Raw genomic sequence first — 18,978 nt, 5'->3', positions numbered from 1 at the left:
GCGAGGGGATCTCGGTGTCGACCTTGTCGGTGGACACCTCGAGCAGTGGCTCGTCGACCTCGACCGTGTCTCCTTCCTGCTTCAGCCACCTGGTCACGGTTCCCTCGGTGACACTCTCACCAAGGGCCGGCATCTGGACGGAGAAGGCCATGTCCGTTGACTCCTATAACTGCTCGACGGGTCTACAACAGTTGTCTCTCGGCGGGCGCCCGCCGCGGGTCGCGGCGGATGTCCGAGTCTATTCGGCAGGTGCGCCGGGCCCTCGGCAGTGATGAGAAACTCTGCCTCCGCGCCCTGACCGCACGGGCCGCCGACCGCCACCGAACATTCTGTGTGGCACCGGAGATCCGTGTGGGGTTCTTGTTCCGACTGTCCATCCTTGCACTCGCCGTCGCGGCGTGTACCACAGGGCGGCCCGTGCCCGGTGGTCGCGCCCTGCCGTCCGGCACTTGCGGCGCGTCGCCGCGACGGCTGGCACTATCGATGAATCGGGTGCGTTCGAACCCGATATCCCGGACAGGAGGTCGGCGGGGGATGGGTTTGCTGGATCGTTTCCGCCAGTCGGTGGATCGTGTCCGGACATCGGCAGGCGGGGGAGCCACGACCGATGCCCGGTATTTGGACGAGTGGGTGCGCTCGCACGTCGGCGTCGAGGCGTACGTGGAGCCGAAGACGACGGTGACCGATGTCACGGTCGTACTCGTGGCGCATGACGGGGAATGGACCCGCCGGACGGTGGGCGAGCGAGGTGCGCAGCGTTTGTCCGGTCGTCTCGGCATTCCGGTGTACGACGTGCGCCGCACCGGCTACCCGCAGCGCATGCGGGACTTCGACGCGCGTCGCCGCATCGAACGCAAGCGAGCCGTCGAGCGGGAACTGCGCGGAATCGAGGACTAGCCCGACGGCACCGTCCGCCAGGTGCCGTCGGCCCACCCCCGGACGGACGGTTCGCGACGCCGTGCCTGCGCGCGAACCGTCCGGCATCACCGCTACTCCGCCGCGATATCGCCGAGTACGGCGACGAGTGTGCGGACCGGTACGCCGGTGCCGCCCTTGGGGACGTAGCCGAAGGGGCCACCGGTGTTGTAGGCCGGACCGGCGACGTCGAGGTGGGCCCACTGCACGCCCTCGGCGACGAATTCCTTCAGGTACAGACCGGCCACCAGCATGCCGCCGAAACGATGCGGGGAGACGTTGGCCAGATCCGCGATCTTGGAATTGAGATCCGCGCGCAGTTCTGCGGGAAGCGGCATGGCCCAACCGTTCTCACCGGTTTCCTGGGACAGGCGCGCGACCCGGTCGCGGAACTCCTCGGTGCCCATGACCCCGGGGGTGCGGCTGCCCAGCGCGACGAGTTGCGCACCCGTCAGGGTGGCCACATCGATCAGGTATTCGGGCTCGTCCTCGCAGGCCCGCACGATCGCATCGGCGAGGATCAGGCGCCCCTCGGCGTCGGTGTTGATCACCTCGATCGTGGTGCCGCCGTACTGGGTGAGCACATCGCCGGGGCGCTGCGCGGTGGCCGAGGGCATGTTCTCCGCCATGGGGACCGTCGCTGTCACAGTGACGGTCAGTTCCAGCTTGGCGGCCGCGATCGTGGCCGCGATGACCGCCGCGGCGCCGCCCATATCGGAGGTCATGTTCTCCATGTTGGCGGCGGGTTTGATCGAGATGCCGCCGGTGTCGAACGTGATGCCCTTGCCGACCAGTGCGACCTTCTTCGCACCGCCCGCGTAGGTGAGCCGGATCAGCCGCGGCGGGCGCGAGGAGCCCTGGCCGACGCCGATGATGCCGCCGTAACCGTTTGCGGCGAGGGCCTTTTCGTCGAGGACCTCGACCTGCAGACCGGCCTGTTCGGCGAGCGTCTTCGCGCGCTCGGCGAATTCGGCCGGATACAGGTGGCTGGGCGGAGTGTTGACGAAATCGCGGGCGAGGGCGACCGCCTCGGCCACCTGCACCGCATGCCGGACGGCGGCGGTGTCGGCCGGATCGGCGACCAGCAGCTCGATCCGGCCGAGGGGGCCCTCGTCCGGCTTGGGTGCGGACTTCTCGGACCGGAACGCGGTGAAGGTGTACGCGCCCAGGAAGAATCCCTCGGCGGCCGGTCCCGGACCGGGCTCCAGGCGGGACAGGGTGGTGACCGCCCGGCGCACGCCGGTCAGCGCGCGGGCCGCGACGCCAGCGCAGCGGCGCACCTGTTCGGCATCGATGCCGTCTGGTGCGCCGAGGCCGACCCCGAGCACGCTCGTGACGCCGGTCAGACCCGCTGGAGCGGGGATACGTGTCAGTTCCTCGCCGGAGCCTTTGGCACCGACCGCGCGCAAGCTCGCCAGCACCGCGTCGAGTGCCTCGGCGCCGACCGCGCGGATGACGACCTCGTCGTCGCTCCCGGCGAGGGCCGGACCGTCCTCGCCGCCGACTACTCCGAGAACCAGCACATCGGTATCGGGACTGAGGGAATCGACCAGATCCACATCCGGTCCGAGCGAGCGATCTGCAGCAGCTGTCATGCGGAACAGGCTACTGGCCATCGACGCGCTGTCACGGCAGCGGAGCCAGGCCGCACCCTGTAGATGAACCCGCACTCGAAACAGGTGCGGCAGGGGGTGCGGATCCAGCGACAGGGTGCGGCTGTTCGGCGAGTGCACACGAGGGAGGATCCGGCCGCTAGGGTTGGCCCGGTGAACGACGCGAACCTGCTGCGAGGGCCGATCCACGACGTGCACGTCGAACTGGGGGCGAATTTCGCGCCCTTCGGCGGCTGGGAGATGCCGGTGTCCTATGCCGGGACGGTGGCCGAGCACACGGCGGTCCGCACGGCGGTCGGCGTCTTCGATGTGAGTCACCTCGGCAAGGCCACCGTGTCGGGGCCGGGGGCGGCGGAGTTCGTGAATTCGGCGCTGACCAACGATCTGCGGCGGATCCGGCCGGGCAAGGCACAGTACACGCTGTGCTGTACGCCCGAGGGCGGGGTGATCGACGATCTGATCGCCTATTACGTCGCCGACGACGAGATCTTCCTGGTGCCCAATGCGGCCAACACCGCCGCGGTGGTCGCCGCGTTGCGCGCGGCCGCACCCGAGGGCGTCACGATCACCGACGAGCATCGCGGCTATGCCGTGTTCGCGGTTCAGGGGCCCGAATCGGCGCGGGTGCTGACCGCGCTCGGGCTGCCGACCGAGATGGAGTACATGGCCTATGCCGACGCGGAATGGGACGGCCGCCAGGTCCGGGTCTGCCGCACCGGCTACACCGGCGAGCACGGGTACGAACTGCTGCCGCGCTGGGACGACGCCGAGGCGCTGTTCCGCGAACTCGTAGTGCAGGTGCGCGCGGCCGGGGGCGAGCCCGCGGGCCTGGGCGCGCGCGACACGCTGCGCACCGAGATGGGGTACCCGCTGCACGGACATGAACTGGCACTGGACATTTCGCCGGTGCAGGCGCGCGCCGGATGGGCCGTGGGCTGGAAGAAGCCGGAGTTCTGGGGCAAATCCGCACTGGAACAGGAGAAGTCGGCCGGCCCGCGCCGAATCCTGTTGGGGCTGGAGGCACTCGACCGAGGCGTGCTGCGGCAGGGCCAGTCCGTACTGCGCGGCGACGAGGTGATCGGCGAAACCACCTCCGGCACCTTCTCGCCCACCCGCAAGATCGGTATCGCACTGGCGCTGCTCGATACGGACGCGGCCCTCGAGCCCGGCGACGAGGTCGAGGTCGATGTACGTGGCCGTCGCCTGAAGGTGGCCGTCGTCCGGCCCCCCTTCGTCACCCCGCACACGTCCTGACCAGGTCTGATACCGCATGGGTCGCGCGCCCCGCACGGCCCGGCATCGAGTGTTTCGCTCGCGTGACCCCGGGGCCGTGGCCGAGCCGATCGACGACGTTCCTCGCGACACACGCGGATGTTCCGGCCGCCGTGCGGTGACCCGGCCGCTCGGCTGACACCGGTTGGGCGCGTTGGACATTGTGCCCGGTGGGTTCCCGCGGGGCACGAAGCTGAACAGAGTACCCAATGGTCGGCCGAATGATACGGATTACCTTGCAGCTAGGATCGAATCATGACCGCTGCCGCACAGTTCACCCGTATTCCGCATCCCGCGCCCACCTCGGCGCAGCGACGGCAGGAGATCTTGGCGGCACCCGGATTCGGGCGCTATTTCACCGATCACATGGTGTCGATCGATTACGCCGACGGCCAGTGGGCCGATGCGCGGGTCGAGCCGTACGCGCCGCTGTCGATGGATCCGGCGACGATGGTGTTCCACTACGGGCAGGCGATCTTCGAGGGACTCAAGGCCTATCGCCAGGGCGACGGCAGCATCGCGACGTTCCGCATCGACGCGAATGCCGCACGCTTCCAACGGTCCTCGCGACGCATGGCGATGGCCGAACTGCCCGAGGAGCTGTTCATCGAATCGGTGCGCCAGCTGCTCGAGGTCGACGCGGACTGGGTGCCCGCCGCCGGTGGCGAGGATGCGCTGTACCTGCGGCCGTTCCTGTTCGCGACGGAGTCGGGGCTGGGCGTCAAGCCGGCCGGGGCCTACAAGTACCTGCTGCTGGGATCGCCTGCGGGCGCCTACTTCCCGCGCGGCCTGAAGCCGGTGCGGGTGTGGCTGTCCACCGAATATGTGCGGGCCGCCCCCGGCGGTACCGGCGAGGCGAAGGTGGCCGGTAACTACGCGGCCTCGCTGCTTGCGCAGAAGCAGGCCAGTGAACAGGGCTGTGACCAGGTGGTCTGGCTCGACGCGTGCGACCACCGCTACGTCGAGGAGATGGGCACCAACAACCTGTTCTTCGTCTTCGGCTCGGGTTCGCAGGCGCGGCTGGTGACGCCGGAACTGTCCGGTTCGCTGCTGCCGGGCATCACCCGTGACTCGCTGCTGACCTTGGCCGCGGATGCCGGGTACGAGGTGGAGCAGCGGCGGGTCTCGGTCGAGGAATGGCGCAAGGGCGCCGAGTCCGGGGAGATCACCGAGGTGTTCGGCTGCGGAACCGCGGCCGTGGTCATCCCGGTCGCCTCGGTCCGCTCGGCCGACGGTGAGTTCACCATCGGCGATGGGGAACCCGGCGAGGTCACCATGGCGCTGCGCGACACGCTCACCGGCATCCAGCGCGGAACCTTCGCCGACATCCACGGTTGGATGCGCGCACTGGCCTGATCGAGGCCGCGCGGCCGGGGCCGTTCAGCCCGGCATCAACATCTGCCACTGTTCGAGGGTCTGCGGGCGCATGACGTAGTTCTTCTCGCGGACCTCGGACAGTGCCGCACTGGGCTCCTGGGAGTACCAGTGCCCGGGATACACGACCGGGTCGCCGGATAACTCCGCCAGGTGGCGCAGGCTGCGGAACATCGACTCCGAATCCCCGCCGGGGAAATCGGTGCGCCCGCAGCCCTCCACGAACAGCGTGTCGCCCGCGACCAGCCGGTCCTCGAACAGGAAGCACATGCTGCCGGGTGTGTGTCCGGGGGTGTGCAGCAGTTCGATGTCGAATCCGCCGACGGCGACCTTGTCGCCGTGCTCGTGTCCGGTCAGTTCGCTGGGCGCGATCTCCGTGACATTGGCCACCCACGGCAGTTCCTCCTGATGCACGTGCACCGGGACCTGCACCCGCTCCAGCAGGTCGCGCACCCCGCGCAGGGTGAATCCCATCATCGTGCCGCCCACGTGATCGGGATGGTGATGGGTGGCCAGCACCCCGCTCAGCCGCAGTCCGTCGCTCTCGGCGATATCCACCAGATCGCCCGCCGCATACGCGGGATCCACGACCACGCAGTCGCCGGTCTCACGATCGCCGATCAGATACGCGAAATTTCGCATCTGAGTGGCGATCGGATCGCCCACAGCCCAATCGCGTCCGGCGAGTAGCTGACGGAAGTACAAACGGTCGGATCCCATACGAACCACCCTATTGCCAGTCGGCGAACTCCACGCATCCGGCCGTATTGTGAACGATCACCGTGCTGCCGGTCCGCAGACAGTGCAGGACACACCGTGGGCCGGATTCGTCGCGAGAAGTTGGCGACGCGGTCCACGGTGTGTGCGATTCACCTTGGGGCGGAACGACTTCCGCTCGAGGCCGGGATGCGGTTCAGTTCAGGACGGCGGCGATGTCGGTGGCCGCCGCGCTGCCGTAGGCCGCGCCGATCCGCTCGAGCGCCTGCTCGCGATCGAGGGTCCACTCCTGGGTGCCGACCGTCTCCAGCACCAGCACGGCGATCAACGATCCCAGCTGCGCGGCGCGCTCGAGGCTCAGGCCGGCGGTGTGGCCGGTGAGGAATCCGGCCCGGAAGGCATCGCCGACGCCGGTCGGATCGACCTTCGAAAGTTCCGGCACCACTTCGACATTCACCTCGACCCCGTCGGGATCGACGATCACCACACCCTTCGCGCCGAGGGTGGTGACCCGGATGCCGACGCGGCGGCTGATCTCCTCGGGGGTCAGGCCCGTCTTCTGCAGCAGCAGGCCCCACTCGTACTCGTTGGTGAAAAGGTATGCGGCACTGTCGATCAGGTCCAGTGCCTGCTCGCCGTCGAGCCGGGCGAGTTGCTGGGAGGGGTCCGCGGCGAAGGCGATGCCCAGTTCGCGGCACTGCCGGGTGTGGCGGACCATCGCGTCGGGATCGTTGGCGCCGACCAGGACCAGTTCAAGGGTGTGATTCGCGGCGATGTCGGCGATCGAGATGTCGCGAGCCTCGCTCATCGCGCCCGGGTAGAACGAGGCGATCTGGGCCATGGTCTCGTCGGTGGTGCAGACGAAGCGCGCGGTGTGGGCGGTCTGCGAGATCCGTACGCCCGAGCAGTCGACGCCGTTGCCCTCCAACCAGTTCCGGTATTCACCGAAGTCCGCGCCGACCGAGCCGACGAGCAGCGGGTCGCGGCGCAGCAGGCCCATCGCGTAGGCGATGTTCCCGGCGACGCCGCCGCGGCGGATGACCAGATCGTCGACGAGGAAACTCAGCGATACGTGCTGCAGCTGATCGGCGAGCAGCACATCGGAGAACTTTCCCGGGAAACGCATCAGATGGTCTGTCGCGATGGATGCGGACACTGCGATGGTCACGAAAACCTGGTCCTTCACTGTCGAGGCGAGATCGATCTTCACCGTACCGCGTACGGATCACGGATGGTAAGGCCGAACGACATGACACCGGCGCGTGCGGCCGAGCCGGTCGCGGTCACCAGGTGTGATCGCCGCCGGCTCCCGCACGCGCCGAAACGAATGCAGCGCGGAACCCGGATGAGTTCCGCGCCGAGGGGCAGATGTCAGTTGAAGCTGTCGCCGCAGGCGCAGGAGCCGGTGGCGTTCGGGTTGTCGATGGTGAAACCCTGCTTCTCGATGGTGTCGACGAAGTCGATCGAGGCGCCCTCGACGTAAGGGGCGCTCATCCGATCCACGGCCAGCTTCACGCCGCCGAACTCGACGACCAGGTCGCCGTCCAGGGCGCGGTCGTCGAAGAAGAGCTGGTAGCGCAGGCCCGCACAGCCACCGGGCTGAACGGCGATGCGCAGCGACAGATCGTCGCGACCCTCCTGATCGAGCAGCGTCTTGGCCTTGGACGCGGCGGCATCGGTCAGTGTCACACCGTGTGTGGTGGTCTCGTTCTGCACAGTCATGAACTCTCCTAGGGACCTGTGTTCAACCCGTAACAGCGCACGGCTCGTAAGCGGTCAACGTCAACCTCGTGGGTGTCTATTCCAATCTTGCCACTCCGTCGCGGCTCGGGTGTCCGCGCACCCCGGAAACGCCGGGTTACCGGGGGCTGAACGGTGTGGTATGAGTTGTGACACAACAATCTGGGCGTACCGCATTTCCTGGGCGATACTCCATCCAATAGCCTGGTCGGCGTGAAGTTCCTCCGCCGCGGCGATGCAGCCGGCAGTAACGACCTCGCCGAGGACGCCCCGGCCGCCGAGACCGGTGACTCGACCGCGCCCGTCACGGCCACCGCAGGTAAGGGGCGTCCGACCCCCAAACGACGCGATGCCGAGGGTAAGCGCAGGGGGCCGGTGGCCCCCGCGCCCATGACCCAGAAGGAAGCGCGGGCCAGGCGCAAGGCCACGCGCGGCACGAAGGCCGACCGAAAGACCGCCTCGGCCGAACGTCGTGCCGCCGCCGCCGACCGGCGCGCCCGCATGGCCGCCGGGGAGGATGCGTACCTGCCGCCGCGTGATCGCGGCCCGGTCCGCGCCTACGTGCGCGATCTGGTCGACGCCCGCCGCAATCTGGTGGGTCTGTTCATGCCGCTGGCACTGCTGCTGATCGTGGCGATGTTCCTGAATCCGGCGGTGCAGATCTACGTCACGCTGGCCATGCTGGTGATGATGGTGTTCATGGCCGGCGAGGGTGTGGTTCTCGGCCGCATCATCAACCGCCGGGTGCGTGAGCGTTTCCCCGCCAGCACCAATTCATCGATGCAGCTGGGTTGGTACGCATTCGTGCGGGCCTCGCAGATTCGCCGGATGCGGATGCCCAAGCCGCGGGTCAACCCCGGCGACAGCGTCTGATCGGATTCGAGTCCGAACGGATCGTTGCTGGTCCGAAGCCTGGTGACCTGCGGCCGATCGCACTGAGCGAGTACGAATTGCGAACGTGCTCAGCCGTGTTCGCGCATGCCGTGGGACGTGTTGAGCAGGATGCCGAAACGCGCGGTGTCCGAGGGCTGGATTCCGGTGCCCTGCGGGGGTTGCGGGACGAATGTGCAGAGTCTGCTGGTCAGTTCGCCGACGATGGTCCAGGTTCGGTGCAGTCGAGCGCGGATGGTCATGGTGTGCACGGCTTTCAGCGGGTTTCGCGGATGCCGAGGATGGCGCGAAGTTCGTGATCCATCCGGTCCGCGTCGCGGTCGACGACATTCGATGATCCGGTGGGGTGTGCGCCGGTCCGGTAGTGGAGGTAGGCCGTCAGTGCGGCGATGACCAGGAGCAACAGCGTGAAAATGAGCATGGCAGTAATTTTGCGCTCATGCACTTGCCGCCAACAGTGGCGGTAACGACATACTTCAACAATATTCGGCCAAGTACACTGGTGGGGTGCTGTCCAAGGTCGCCGTCGTGCTCAACGAACATCTGGCAATGTTCGAATTCGGGGTCGTCTGTGAGGTTTTCGGGCTGGACCGCCGCGACGACGGACTACCCCTGTTCGACTTCCGGGTGTGCGGTGCGCAGGCCGGGCATCCGCTGAAGTCGAGTACGCCCGGGATCACCGTCACCCCGCAGTACGACCTGGACGAGTTGCGGGGGGCGGACCTGGTCGCCGTTCCGGCTTTTCCGTTCGGCTCCGGGGAGGATTTCGATCCCGTTGTGGTGCAGGCGGTTCGCGATGCGGCCGCGGCCGGGGCGATCGTGCTGACGGTGTGTTCCGGCGCATTCCTGGCCGGTGCCGCCGGACTGCTGGACGGGCGGACCTGCACCACCCACTGGCGATATGTGGATCGCCTGGCCGAGATGTACCCCGAGGCCACGGTCGATCCGGACGTGCTGTTCGTCGATGAGGGCGCGGTGATCACCAGTGCGGGCACCGCGGCCGGAATCGATGCCTGTCTGCATCTGGTCCGCCGCGAGCTGGGCAGTGCGGTGGCCAACAAGATCGCCCGCCGGATGGTGGTGCCGCCGCAGCGGGACGGCGGGCAGCGACAGTTCATCGAACGTCCCGTCCCCGACTGTGATTCGGACAGTCTGGGGGAGACGATGCGCTGGATGAACGAACATCTCGAACTGCCGCACAGCGTGGAGGATCTGGCCTCTCGCTCGGCCATGTCCACGCGCACCTTCGCTCGCCGCTTCGCCGCCGAGGCCGGGACGACGCCGGTGAAATGGCTGACCTCGCAACGCATTCTGCTGTCCAAGCAGCTGCTGGAGGAGACCGCGCTGGATCTCGAGACCATCGCCGGACGGTGCGGGTTCGGCTCGGGAGCCCTGCTGCGACACCATTTCCAGCGTCAGGTCGGCATCGCGCCCACCGAATATCGTCGTCGCTTCGGATCCTGAGTTCCGCGCCGCGGGTGGTTCACTCCTCGCCGGAGAAGCGCTCCCAGGCGGACTGCCGGGTGATGTCGAGCGCGCCGCCGATGCGAGCCCAGGTGACCTTGCGGCGGCGCAATTCCTGGACCCAGTCGCGCAGATTCTGCTCGACCTGAGCGGCCACCGCGGCAACGCGCGGAATGTGCTGGAGCATTTCGTCGTCCGACATCGCCTCCCAGATCTGCAGGGGAGCGGGTGTGTCCGAGGGGCGGTGATTCTCGGTGATGGTGACGGCGAGTCCGATGCATTCGTCGCAGATGTGCACGCCGGGACCGGCGACGAGAGTGTTCACCTCGGCGGGAGGCTTGCCACAGAAGGAGCATCGGGGTGGTGCGGGGGTGGGTGCGGTCATTACGCCCTCCTCGGGAGTTCGTGTCAGGGATTACCTGACACGAGTATGAATCTGTCAGGTCCAACCTGACAAGAGGTTCGTGAATCGGCGCGGGGTATCGGTGCGCGCATGTCATGGTGAGGTGGTGATTGGTACCGTTCTGGCGTGTTGAACGATGCTTCGAGGCAGCGGCCGCTGCGGACGCTGGTGCTCGGTGGGACACGGTCCGGGAAGTCGGCCTTCGCCGAGGAGCTGGCCGGCCGGGCCGGGCCGGTCCGGTATGTCGCGACCGCCGCGGTGGATCCCGCCGACGGCGATTTCGCCGACCGGGTGGCGGCGCATCGGGAGCGGCGGCCCGCGGACTGGCAGGTCGTCGAGGGCGATCCGGTGCGTGCGCTGGCCGAGCCGACGCCGATGACGCTGATCGACGATCTCGGCACCTGGCTGACCGGCCGGATCGATGCGCGGTCGGCCTGGGAATCGCCGCGCGGCACGGTTGCGCCCGATGTCGAGGAGCTGGTCGCGGCCATCGCCGGATATGCGCAGCCGCTGGTGATCGTGAGCCCCGAGACCGGACTGGGCGTGCTGCCGGGTACGCGGTCGGGGCGGTTGTTCGCCGATGAGATCGGAACGCTCAACCAGCGGGTGGCGGCGTTGTGCGACGAGGTGTACCTCGTTGTCGCGGGGGTTCCGGTGCGCGTTCGGGAATCCGGAAACGCCACTGTGGTAGCGACTTCGGTCGTGACCGACGCGCAGCAGAGCGCGGCCACGGTGCAGGACGGGGGTGCGGCGGCGCTGGCGGCCGGTGCGGGTTCCGGTGCGGCGGCGCAGGATTCGGGGAACGGCTCGGCCGCAACGTCTTCCGCTCCCGAAGTTCCCGCTGCCGAAATTCCCGGTGCGGCCGACCCGATGTACGACTTGTCCGGCGAGGCGCCGACTTTCGGGATCGTCGCTCCGCCCGATCAGCACGTCCGGGTGCAGGCGCAGGAACGGCAGTTGCAGCTCACCAAACCCGCGGGAGCGCTGGGGCGGCTGGAGACGCTGGGCAACTGGGTCGCCGCATGTCAGGGCGTCTGCCCGCCGCGGCAGTTCGAGCGGGCCCGGGTCGTGGTGTTCGCGGGCGATCACGGCATTGCGCGGCACGGGGTTTCGGCCTATCCGAGTGAGGTCACCGTGCAGATGGTGGCCAATATCCTCGCGGGCGGCGCAGCGGTGAACGCGCTGGCCCGGCTCGCGGATGCGACGGTGCGCGTGGTGGACATCGCCGTGGACGCCGACACCGATCCGGCCGTTTCGGCGTACAAGGTGTGCCGGGCGGGCGGGGCCATCGATCGCGAGGACGCGCTGACCGAGGCCCAGGTGAACGCCGCACTCGCGGCCGGGCGCGCGATCGCCGACGAGGAGATCGACGGCGGCGCGGATCTGCTGATCGCCGGTGATATGGGCATCGGGAATACCACGCCCGCAACGGTTCTCATCGCCGCGATCACCGATACCGAACCGGTTCTGGCGATCGGCCGGGGCACCGGGGTCGACGATGCGGGCTGGATGCGCAAAGCAGCCGCGATTCGCGACGCCATGTGGCGGGCCCGTCCGCACCTGAAGGATCCGGTCGCGCTGCTGCGGGTCGCGGGTGGCGCGGATCTCGCCGCGATGGCCGGATATCTGGCGCAGGCCGCGGTGCGCCGCACACCGGTGATCCTGGACGGCGTGGTCGTCACTGCCGCCGCTCTGCTCGCGGATGCGCTCGCGCCGGGGGCGTCGGCGTGGTGGGTCGCGGGCCATCGCTCGACCGAACCCGCGCATCGCGCCGCTCTCACCAAACTCGGCTTGGAACCGCTGCTGGAGATGGAGATGCGCCTGGGCGAGGGTTCCGGTGCGGTCACCGCCCTGCCCCTGCTGCGTGCCGCCGTCGCGGCCCTCACGGAAATGGCCACGTTCGGCGAGGCCGGAGTCAGCACCGCCGACGACACCGCCCCCGCCGCGCCTTGATCACCGCCGAACCCCGTCTCCCGCTGTCGGCGCACCGCCGATGGGGCGAGAAGGGGTGCCGGTGAACGGCATTCGGCTCGCGTTCTCGTGGCTGACCGTGCTGCCGGTGTCCGGTCCCGACGAGGTGGATCGGGCGGTGGCGACGCGGGCGATCGCGATGGCTCCGATCGTGGGGATCGTGCTGGGAGCCGCGGCGGCGGGGTTGATGTGGGTGTTGGGCACTGCGGGAACGAGTTTCGCGCTGGCCGGGTTGATCGTGGTGGCGGCGCTCGCGCTGATCACCCGGGGGATGCACCTGGACGGGCTGGCCGACACCTTCGACGGCCTCGGCAGCTACGGGCCGCCCGAGCGGGCCCGGGAGATCATGAAAAGCGGTGGGGCGGGCCCGTTCGGTGTCGCCGCGGTGATATTCGCCGTTGCGGTGCAGGCGTTCTCGTGTGCCGCGCTGGCCGGATCGGGGCGCTGGCTGGCGATTGCGGCGGCGGTTGCCGTGGGGCGTGTTGCGGTGGTGCTCGCCTGTCGTCGCGGTTACGAACCCGCTCCCGGTTCGGGATTCGGGACGCTGGTCGCCGGGACGCAATCGCCGCGGATCGCCCTCCCGTGGGTCGTGATCGCGCTCGCCGCAGGGTTCTTCGCCGTTCCGGGACGATGGTGGCTCGGCATCCTCGCCGCAGCGGCGGGGCTGATCGCCGCCGGAATCCTGGTCCGGCACTGCGTCAATCGGTTCGGCGGACTCAACGGTGACGTGCTGGGAGCCGCGCTCGAGGTGAGCACCACGCTCGCGCTCGTCGTCGCCACCTTCGGCAGTCGCTGACGGGGCAGCGGCCGTTGTCGCCGCATGCGGGCCTCGCCGCGGATGCCTGCCCGGCCGAGGCGCCGACTGCCGCTCGCACCCGTGGGCGGCAGTCCGCGAAAGAGCGGTCAGCGGTCGGAGCGGGGGCGGGTGAGGGTGAAGTGGTCGACGACCTTCAAGGTGTTGGTGGGACCGGTGAGGGCGTAGTAGGTGGCCTTCATGGTGGTGTTGCCGCCGGGCTTGCCGGGGTCCACGTCGAAAGCGCAGAAACCGTAGGGGTGTTCGGAATCCTTGAAGGCCGACCAGGGGGCCTGCTCCTGGACGTACACGGGCGTCTTCTTACCGGTGCCGGAGTCCGTCGCGCCGACCGAGGTGACCACGCGGCACTGCTCGCCGGGGAAGAACAGGGCGTTGGACGGGGCCGAGGTTCCGCCGCCGCCGATCACCAGATGCACTGTGCCCTTGCTGGTGTCGACGACATCGGTGCGGGTGTCCACCGGTTTCGGGGTGAGGGTGTCGGTGCCCAGAACGCCGCGGACCGGATGCGAACGCTCGTAATGATGTTCGTGTCCGGCCAGCACCAGATCGACCTGGTACCGGTCGAACAGCGGCAGCCATTCCTGTCGGATCCCCAGATCGGCCCCGTTGAACTTGTCGGCCGAGGAGATCGCGGTCTGGTGCATGAACACCACCACCCAGTCGATGCCGCGATCCGCGCGCGCCTTCGTCAATTCGGCCTCGAGCCAGCGCTTCTGGGCTCCGCCGGAATAGCCGCGCACATAGCTGCTGCCCGCGTCCTGGTAGCAGATGTCGTCGTTGGCGAGAGCGATGACGCGGACGCCACCGACGGTGAACGAGTACCACAGCCCGCGGGTGAGATCCTCGCTACCCGCGTCGGGCACGGTGAAATAGGTCTGGAACGCCTGATATCCGATCGGTCCGTTGCCGAGTTCGTTCTCGTGATTGCCGGGCGCGGGCATCCACGGGCGGTAGCGGGCCGAGCGGGAGTTGTTGGCCCACCAGTCGCTCCAGGTGCGGATGCGATCGGTGGCCAAATTGGCGTAGCACAGATCGCCGTTGACGAGATTGAACAGCGGTGCGACCCGCTCGATCCCGGCGGTGACGTCCCCGGCGAACGGTGAGCCGAGATTGTCGTTGACGTACGTGCCGTCGAGGAGTTTGCCCAGCGTCGGCGTGCCTTGATCGCCGAAGCTGGTGAACCGGAACGCCGCCCGGCCCGACGGCGCGGTGCGCAGGGTGCCCAGTTCCGGGGGAGCGCCGTCGTGACCGGCCGCGTAGACGTAGTCGGTATCGGGAGACAGCCCGGTCAGCCGCGCGTGCTGGGCGGTGATCTCGATGCCGGACTTGCCGTCGCGATACGTGCGGGTCTGCGCCTGCACGGTCGTGCCGAATCCGGCGGCGGCGGTGCCGTAGCGCACCACCGGGTTACGCACCGAAGCGGTGGTGTACCAGGAGATCACCGCCTCCCGCGCGGCATCGGCCCCGAACTGCAGGTGCAGACCCGAAACATGCGGTGCGGCAGTACTGTCCGCACTCATCACCAGATCGGGCGAACGCGGCCAGATCTCGGCGGCGCGAGTTTCGCCGTCGCCGCGCAGCGCGGTGGCCCCGCCCGCTCCGACCGCCAGACCGGCGACCGCGGCACCGGCCGACGCGCCGAACAGCCACCGTCGGCTGATGCCCTGGTTCGTGGCCTGCGGAGACGCGTCCGGGTCGGCGTCGTCGCTGCTGGGGCCTGGGTTTTCCGCCATACGTTCCAGCTAACTCCGGTTCGGTGCTGGTGAGGCTACGACCCGGCGAAAACCAGGTGAACCGGCGACGCGTTCGGACCCGGTCCGCGCGCGCCCGGTCGAGGGCCGACCAGTGAATCAGCGACGGTTACAGGCGCACCGGGTACGTGGGTTCCTCGATGGCGGGCTTGATGCGGTCCTCGACGAAGATGCCGTGCCAGACCATGAATACCAGCACCGTCCACAGCCGGCGGCTGTGATCGACAGTCCCGGTGCGGTGCGCTTCGAGCATCGCGGTGATCGCGGCCTTGTTCAGCAGGTGGTCGGTCTGCGATTCGGCGATCTGCTGCGCGGCCCAGTCGTACAGCTCCGGACCGCGCAGCCAGTGCCGCAGCGGCACCGGGAAGCCCAGCTTGGGACGGTGCAGCACATGCGGCGGCACGATCTCCTCGAGCGCCCGGCGCAGGGCGTACTTGGTGGTCTCGGAGGTGATCTTCTGCTCGTACGGCAGCTGTTCGGCGATCGCGAACACCTCGGGATCCAGGAACGGCACCCGCAGCTCGAGGGAGTTGGCCATGGTCATCTTGTCGGCCTTGACCAGGATGTCCCCGCGCAGCCAGGTGAACAGGTCCAGATGCTGCATGCGCGCCACCGGATCCCAGCCGCGCGATCGATCGTAGATCGGCGCGGTGACGTCCTGATGAGTCCATTCGGGCCGGAAATCGCGCAGCACCGAACGCAACTGGGCGTCACTGAAACTGCGTGCGTTGCCGTAGTAGCGCTCCTCGAGGGTGAGCGACCCGCGATGCAGCAGGCTCTTGCCCCGGGTGCCCTCGGGAATCCGGTCCGACAGCTTGCCGAGCAGCTTGCGCGCACCACGCGGCAGGTACTCGAAAGGTTTGAGCGACAACGGTTCCCGATAGATCGTGTAGCCACCGAACAGCTCGTCGGCGCCCTCGCCCGAGAGCACCACCTTGACGTGCTTGCGGGCCTCCTTGGCCACGAAGTACAGCGGCACCAGTGCCGGATCCGCGACCGGATCGTCCAGGTACCAGACGATCTCGGGGATCGCGGCGGCGTACTCCTCGGGGCTCACCATGCGGATGTAGTGCTTCGCGCCGATCGCCTCGGCGGTTTCGGCGGCCACGTCGGCCTCGGAGTAGCCCTCGCGTTCGAAGGCCGAGGTGAAGGTGAGCAGATTCGGGTTGTGCTGGATCGCCAGCGCCGCGGTCGCGGTGGAATCGATGCCGCCGGACAGGAACGCGCCGACCGTCACGTCCGCGCGCATGTGTTTGGCGACCGAATCGCGCAGCACCTCGGAGATTTCCCGGTAGCGGGCCTCGGCGGCGTCCGGCGCGAACGGGCGCACCCGGAACGTCGGCTCGAAGTAGCGGGTGATCTTCGGCTGCTCACCCGGTGTCAGCGTTGCATAGCAACCCGACTCCAGACGCCGCACGTCGGCGTGCAACGTCTCGGGCTCGGGCACGTACTGCAGCACGGTGTAGTGCTCGACCGCCCGCACATCGATCGACCGCGACAGGCCCAGCGGCTCGAGCAGTTCGAGCAGACTCTTCTTCTCGCTCGCGTAGGCGGTGCCGCCCGGACCGGTCGCCACGAACAGTGGTTTGATGCCGAACCGGTCGCGCGCGAGGACCAGCTGCCGGGTCTCGGTATCCCAGATCGCGAAGGCGAACATGCCGCGCAACCGGGAGAACGCATCGGTACCCCAGTGGTGATAGGCGGCGACTATGGATTCACCGTCGCCCTCGGTCCGGAACTGCGCGCCGTGTTCGGCGGTCAACTGCTCACGCAGCTCCAGGTAGTTGTAGATCTCCCCGTTGAACGCCAGCGCGTACCGCTCCGGATTCTCCGGCGGCCCCCAGCGCAGCGGCTGGTGCGAATGCTCGATATCGATGATCGACAGGCGGTTGAAGCCCAGGATGATGTGCTCGTCGTGCCAGGTGCCGCGCTCGTCGGGCCCCCGGTGACGCCCGCACTGCAACGCCTCGTACACCTGGTGCACGACCTCGTCGGTCGCCACATCGGCGGTCAGAAATCCGAGCAGGCCACACACGGCGTGAGGAACCTCATTTCCGGGATAGGGAGTAGGTCGGGGAGGAGATCGAAACCCAGTCCGCGAGTATGCCGTACCGCGGAATGATTCCGGAATCATTCTGCCTTGAATCGGTATCTTCTGCCCTTTGGAGCTGTGTCGTACCGGACTGATTCCGTAGTAGAGGCAGGTTTCCGATGCCCGCAGTGTCCGGTTCTTTGGCATCGAGCGGTGTCCACAACGTCGTAACCTCGGTTGATAGTTGGCCGCTCGCAGCGATCTCCGTCGCAGCCTCGATCTTCGGAGTGTCGAATCCGACCCGCGCACAACGCGGTACCCGGTTTGGTCTACGCTGCGTAGTACTCGGGAACTCCCGAGGTGGGCCGCGCGTTTGCGGGGTTCGCCGGTGAGTTCCTCGAACGTGCTGAAAATGTGCCGTCCGGGCCACCCGGGCGGCGCCGAGTCGGATAGACGACCAGGAAGGCGTTGAGCGTGGCGCACAAGGCGAGCGAAGCGATAGGGGCGCGGCCCGACGGGGGCGCTACCTCCGGCGGACGAGGCCGCCTGCTTCGGCGGGCCGGGCTGGCGGTGTCCTTGGGGATCACTGTCATCGCCGTATCCGGCTGCTCGATCGACAATCCCGTGCTGCGGTTCGGGTGGCCCTCGGGTGTCACCCCGCAGGGCACGAAGATGCGGGAGCTGTGGACCTGGTCGGTCATCGCCGCGCTGGCGATGGGTGTGCTGGTGTGGGGCCTGACCTTCTGGACGGTCGCCTTCCACCGCAAGAAGCCGAACTCGCCCGAGTTCCCCCGCCAGACCGGGTACAACGTCCCGCTGGAGCTGACCTACACCGCGATTCCGTTCGTGATCATCGCGGTGCTGTTCTACTTCACCGTGGTCGTGCAGAACTACGTGCACGAGAAGGTGTCCAACCCGAACGTGGTCGTGGACGTGACCGCGTTCCAGTGGAACTGGAAGTTCGGCTACCAGAAGGTCGACGAGAACGGCCAGGTCTACGACGGTGTCGACCACACCCGTCAGGGCATGGACCAGCAGATCATCGACGAGTACAAGGACCGCAAGGCCAACGGCCACGCCCAGCCCGGTCCGGACCACGGCTTGCCCGGCAACGACATCAGCTACCTGCACTACGACAAGGTCGAGACCGTCGGTTCCAGCACCGAGGTTCCGGTGCTCGTGCTGCCGACCAACCGGGTGATCGAGTTCCAGCTCGCCTCGGCCGATGTCATCCACTCGTTCTGGGTGCCGGAGTTCCTGTTCAAGCGCGACGTGATGCCGGATCCGAAGGAGAACCACTCCGACAACATCTTCCAGATCTCGAAGATCGAGAAGGAAGGCGCGTTCGTCGGCCGGTGTGCGGAGATGTGCGGCACGTTCCACTCGATGATGAACTTCGAGGTCCGGGCGGTCTCGCCGGAGAAGTTCGACAAGTACATGACCGACCGCAAGGCCGGGAAGACCACTGCCGAGGCGCTGGCCGACATCGGCGAGTCGCCGGTGGCGGTGTCCACGCACCCGTTCAACACCGACCGCACCCTGCGCTCGGCGACCGAGGCCCAGCAGAGCAACTGAGGACTGAACTGATATGAAGGTCGAAGCACGCATCTTCGAACTGCTCACGGTGTTCTTCATCATCGTGGCCGTCATCTACGCCTTCTTCACCGGTCAGTCCAGTACCGGTGTGGAGTGGGCGGGCACCACCGCGATCGTGCTGACCGCGGGCCTGACCCTCATCGTCGGCACGTACTTCCGCTTCGTGGCTCGTCGTCTGGACCTGCGTCCGGAGGACTACGAGGAGGCCGAGATCGTGGACGGCGCAGGCGATCTGGGCTTCTTCTCGCCCGGTAGCTTCTGGCCGGTCACCCTGGCCGGTGCGGCCGCGATCACCGCGATCGGTTTCGCGTTCTTCCAGCTGTGGCTGATCGCCATCGGCGTCATCTGCATCCTGACCGCGGCAGCCGGCCTGGTCTTCGAGTACCACATCGGTCCCGAGAAGCACTAGCTGTATCTTTGGCCTC

The 18,978-nt window shown here is 67.9% G+C and carries 19 protein-coding genes; 9 read left to right on the top strand and 10 right to left on the bottom strand.

The genetic code is table 11. The annotated features are described in order from the left end of the window. On the bottom strand, nt 1-151 hold a 151-nt coding region (locus tag K7711_RS35220; RefSeq protein ID WP_308015095.1), incomplete at its 3' end, for a biotin/lipoyl-containing protein. A gap of 383 nt (nt 152-534) precedes the next feature. Here K7711_RS35220 and K7711_RS35215 point away from each other — a divergent pair. Then, nucleotides 535-897 (top strand): oxidoreductase, encoded by a 363-nt coding sequence (locus K7711_RS35215; protein WP_222975025.1) that lies wholly within the window; start codon nt 535-537, stop codon nt 895-897. Between the two features lie 92 nt (nt 898-989). On the opposite strand, the gene K7711_RS35210 is transcribed toward K7711_RS35215, so the two are convergent. Continuing rightward, entirely contained in the window at nt 990-2,510 is a 1,521-nt protein-coding gene (locus K7711_RS35210; RefSeq protein WP_222975023.1) for a leucyl aminopeptidase, read from the bottom strand. A 171-nt stretch (nt 2,511-2,681) separates the two neighbouring features. Here K7711_RS35210 and gcvT point away from each other — a divergent pair, with 171 nt between their 5' ends. Continuing rightward, nucleotides 2,682-3,782: a glycine cleavage system aminomethyltransferase GcvT gene (gcvT, locus tag K7711_RS35205; RefSeq protein ID WP_222975021.1), complete on the top strand. Its 1,101-nt coding sequence runs from the start codon at nt 2,682-2,684 to the stop codon at nt 3,780-3,782. 273 nt (nt 3,783-4,055) lie between these two features. Beyond that, the gene (locus K7711_RS35200) at nt 4,056-5,156 is read left to right on the top strand and encodes a branched-chain amino acid aminotransferase (protein ID WP_222975020.1); all 1,101 of its coding nucleotides are present in this window, start codon (nt 4,056-4,058) and stop codon (nt 5,154-5,156) included. A gap of 24 nt (nt 5,157-5,180) precedes the next feature. On the opposite strand, the gene K7711_RS35195 is transcribed toward K7711_RS35200, so the two are convergent. From K7711_RS35195 to K7711_RS35185, 3 genes are all read right to left on the bottom strand, one after another. Beyond that, nucleotides 5,181-5,894, bottom strand: coding sequence for an MBL fold metallo-hydrolase (locus K7711_RS35195; protein WP_222975018.1), 714 nt, complete (start codon nt 5,892-5,894; stop codon nt 5,181-5,183). A gap of 193 nt (nt 5,895-6,087) precedes the next feature. Beyond that, nucleotides 6,088-7,059, bottom strand: coding sequence for a carbohydrate kinase family protein (locus tag K7711_RS35190; protein WP_222975016.1), 972 nt, complete (start codon nt 7,057-7,059; stop codon nt 6,088-6,090). Between the two features lie 203 nt (nt 7,060-7,262). Then, on the bottom strand, nt 7,263-7,613 hold the full coding sequence (locus K7711_RS35185; RefSeq protein ID WP_222975014.1) for a HesB/IscA family protein: 351 nt from the start codon (nt 7,611-7,613) through the stop codon (nt 7,263-7,265). A 231-nt stretch (nt 7,614-7,844) separates the two neighbouring features. Here K7711_RS35185 and K7711_RS35180 point away from each other — a divergent pair, with 231 nt between their 5' ends. Then, nucleotides 7,845-8,504, top strand: a complete 660-nt coding sequence (locus K7711_RS35180; RefSeq protein WP_222975012.1) for a DUF3043 domain-containing protein — start codon at nt 7,845-7,847, stop codon at nt 8,502-8,504. Between the two features lie 89 nt (nt 8,505-8,593). On the opposite strand, the gene K7711_RS35175 is transcribed toward K7711_RS35180, so the two are convergent. Together K7711_RS35175 and K7711_RS35170 are read right to left on the bottom strand one after the other, a co-directional pair. After that, nucleotides 8,594-8,764, bottom strand: a complete 171-nt coding sequence (locus tag K7711_RS35175; RefSeq protein WP_222975010.1) for a hypothetical protein — start codon at nt 8,762-8,764, stop codon at nt 8,594-8,596. Nucleotides 8,765-8,778: 14 nt separating this feature from the next. Next, on the bottom strand, nt 8,779-8,943 hold the full coding sequence (locus tag K7711_RS35170) for a hypothetical protein (RefSeq protein ID WP_222975008.1): 165 nt from the start codon (nt 8,941-8,943) through the stop codon (nt 8,779-8,781). Between the two features lie 86 nt (nt 8,944-9,029). On the opposite strand from K7711_RS35170, the gene K7711_RS35165 reads away from it, so the two are divergent. After that, entirely contained in the window at nt 9,030-9,986 is a 957-nt protein-coding gene (locus tag K7711_RS35165) for a helix-turn-helix domain-containing protein (protein WP_222975006.1), read from the top strand. Nucleotides 9,987-10,005: 19 nt separating this feature from the next. Here K7711_RS35165 and K7711_RS35160 read toward each other — a convergent pair whose 3' ends face one another. Beyond that, entirely contained in the window at nt 10,006-10,371 is a 366-nt protein-coding gene (locus tag K7711_RS35160) for a ClpX C4-type zinc finger protein (protein ID WP_222975005.1), read from the bottom strand. Between the two features lie 144 nt (nt 10,372-10,515). On the opposite strand from K7711_RS35160, the gene cobT reads away from it, so the two are divergent. Both cobT and K7711_RS35150 read left to right on the top strand, forming a co-directional pair. Further along, a complete protein-coding gene (gene cobT, locus K7711_RS35155) occupies nt 10,516-12,342 on the top strand; it encodes a nicotinate-nucleotide--dimethylbenzimidazole phosphoribosyltransferase (protein WP_308015092.1) in 1,827 nt (608 codons plus the stop codon). 61 nt (nt 12,343-12,403) lie between these two features. Next, nucleotides 12,404-13,156, top strand: coding sequence for an adenosylcobinamide-GDP ribazoletransferase (locus K7711_RS35150; RefSeq protein WP_222975003.1), 753 nt, complete (start codon nt 12,404-12,406; stop codon nt 13,154-13,156). A 107-nt stretch (nt 13,157-13,263) separates the two neighbouring features. Here the strand turns inward: K7711_RS35150 and K7711_RS35145 are convergent, their stop codons facing one another. Together K7711_RS35145 and asnB are read right to left on the bottom strand one after the other, a co-directional pair. Then, nucleotides 13,264-14,907: a purple acid phosphatase family protein gene (locus tag K7711_RS35145; RefSeq protein WP_222975001.1), complete on the bottom strand. Its 1,644-nt coding sequence runs from the start codon at nt 14,905-14,907 to the stop codon at nt 13,264-13,266. Between the two features lie 127 nt (nt 14,908-15,034). Then, nucleotides 15,035-16,960, bottom strand: a complete 1,926-nt coding sequence (gene asnB / locus K7711_RS35140; protein WP_222974999.1) for an asparagine synthase (glutamine-hydrolyzing) — start codon at nt 16,958-16,960, stop codon at nt 15,035-15,037. A gap of 495 nt (nt 16,961-17,455) precedes the next feature. Here asnB and ctaC point away from each other — a divergent pair, with 495 nt between their 5' ends. Together ctaC and K7711_RS35130 are read left to right on the top strand one after the other, a co-directional pair. After that, nucleotides 17,456-18,532: an aa3-type cytochrome oxidase subunit II gene (gene ctaC, locus K7711_RS35135; protein ID WP_308015094.1), complete on the top strand. Its 1,077-nt coding sequence runs from the start codon at nt 17,456-17,458 to the stop codon at nt 18,530-18,532. A gap of 13 nt (nt 18,533-18,545) precedes the next feature. Beyond that, nucleotides 18,546-18,962, top strand: coding sequence for a cytochrome c oxidase subunit 4 (locus K7711_RS35130; RefSeq protein ID WP_040821063.1), 417 nt, complete (start codon nt 18,546-18,548; stop codon nt 18,960-18,962). The last annotated feature ends 16 nt before the right edge of the window (nt 18,963-18,978 follow it).

Origin of the sequence: Nocardia coffeae, from assembly GCF_019890715.1 — a bacterium.
Lineage (GTDB): Bacteria > Actinomycetota > Actinomycetes > Mycobacteriales > Mycobacteriaceae > Nocardia > Nocardia jiangxiensis.
This window is presented reverse-complemented; position numbering and strand designations above follow the sequence as displayed.

Excerpts from the sequence above, each read along its gene's own strand:
- K7711_RS35215 (WP_222975025.1), top strand. The coding sequence starts at position 535 with ATGGGTTTGCTGGATCGTTTCCGCCAGTCGGTGGATCGTGTCCGGACA.
- K7711_RS35210 (WP_222975023.1), bottom strand. The coding sequence starts at position 2,510 with ATGACAGCTGCTGCAGATCGCTCGCTCGGACCGGATGTGGATCTGGTC.
- K7711_RS35200 (WP_222975020.1), top strand. The coding sequence starts at position 4,056 with ATGACCGCTGCCGCACAGTTCACCCGTATTCCGCATCCCGCGCCCACC.
- K7711_RS35195 (WP_222975018.1), bottom strand. The coding sequence starts at position 5,894 with ATGGGATCCGACCGTTTGTACTTCCGTCAGCTACTCGCCGGACGCGAT.
- K7711_RS35185 (WP_222975014.1), bottom strand. The coding sequence starts at position 7,613 with ATGACTGTGCAGAACGAGACCACCACACACGGTGTGACACTGACCGAT.
- K7711_RS35175 (WP_222975010.1), bottom strand. The coding sequence starts at position 8,764 with ATGACCATCCGCGCTCGACTGCACCGAACCTGGACCATCGTCGGCGAA.
- K7711_RS35170 (WP_222975008.1), bottom strand. The coding sequence starts at position 8,943 with ATGCTCATTTTCACGCTGTTGCTCCTGGTCATCGCCGCACTGACGGCC.
- K7711_RS35160 (WP_222975005.1), bottom strand. The coding sequence starts at position 10,371 with ATGACCGCACCCACCCCCGCACCACCCCGATGCTCCTTCTGTGGCAAG.
- K7711_RS35145 (WP_222975001.1), bottom strand. The coding sequence starts at position 14,907 with ATGGCGGAAAACCCAGGCCCCAGCAGCGACGACGCCGACCCGGACGCG.
- K7711_RS35130 (WP_040821063.1), top strand. The coding sequence starts at position 18,546 with ATGAAGGTCGAAGCACGCATCTTCGAACTGCTCACGGTGTTCTTCATC.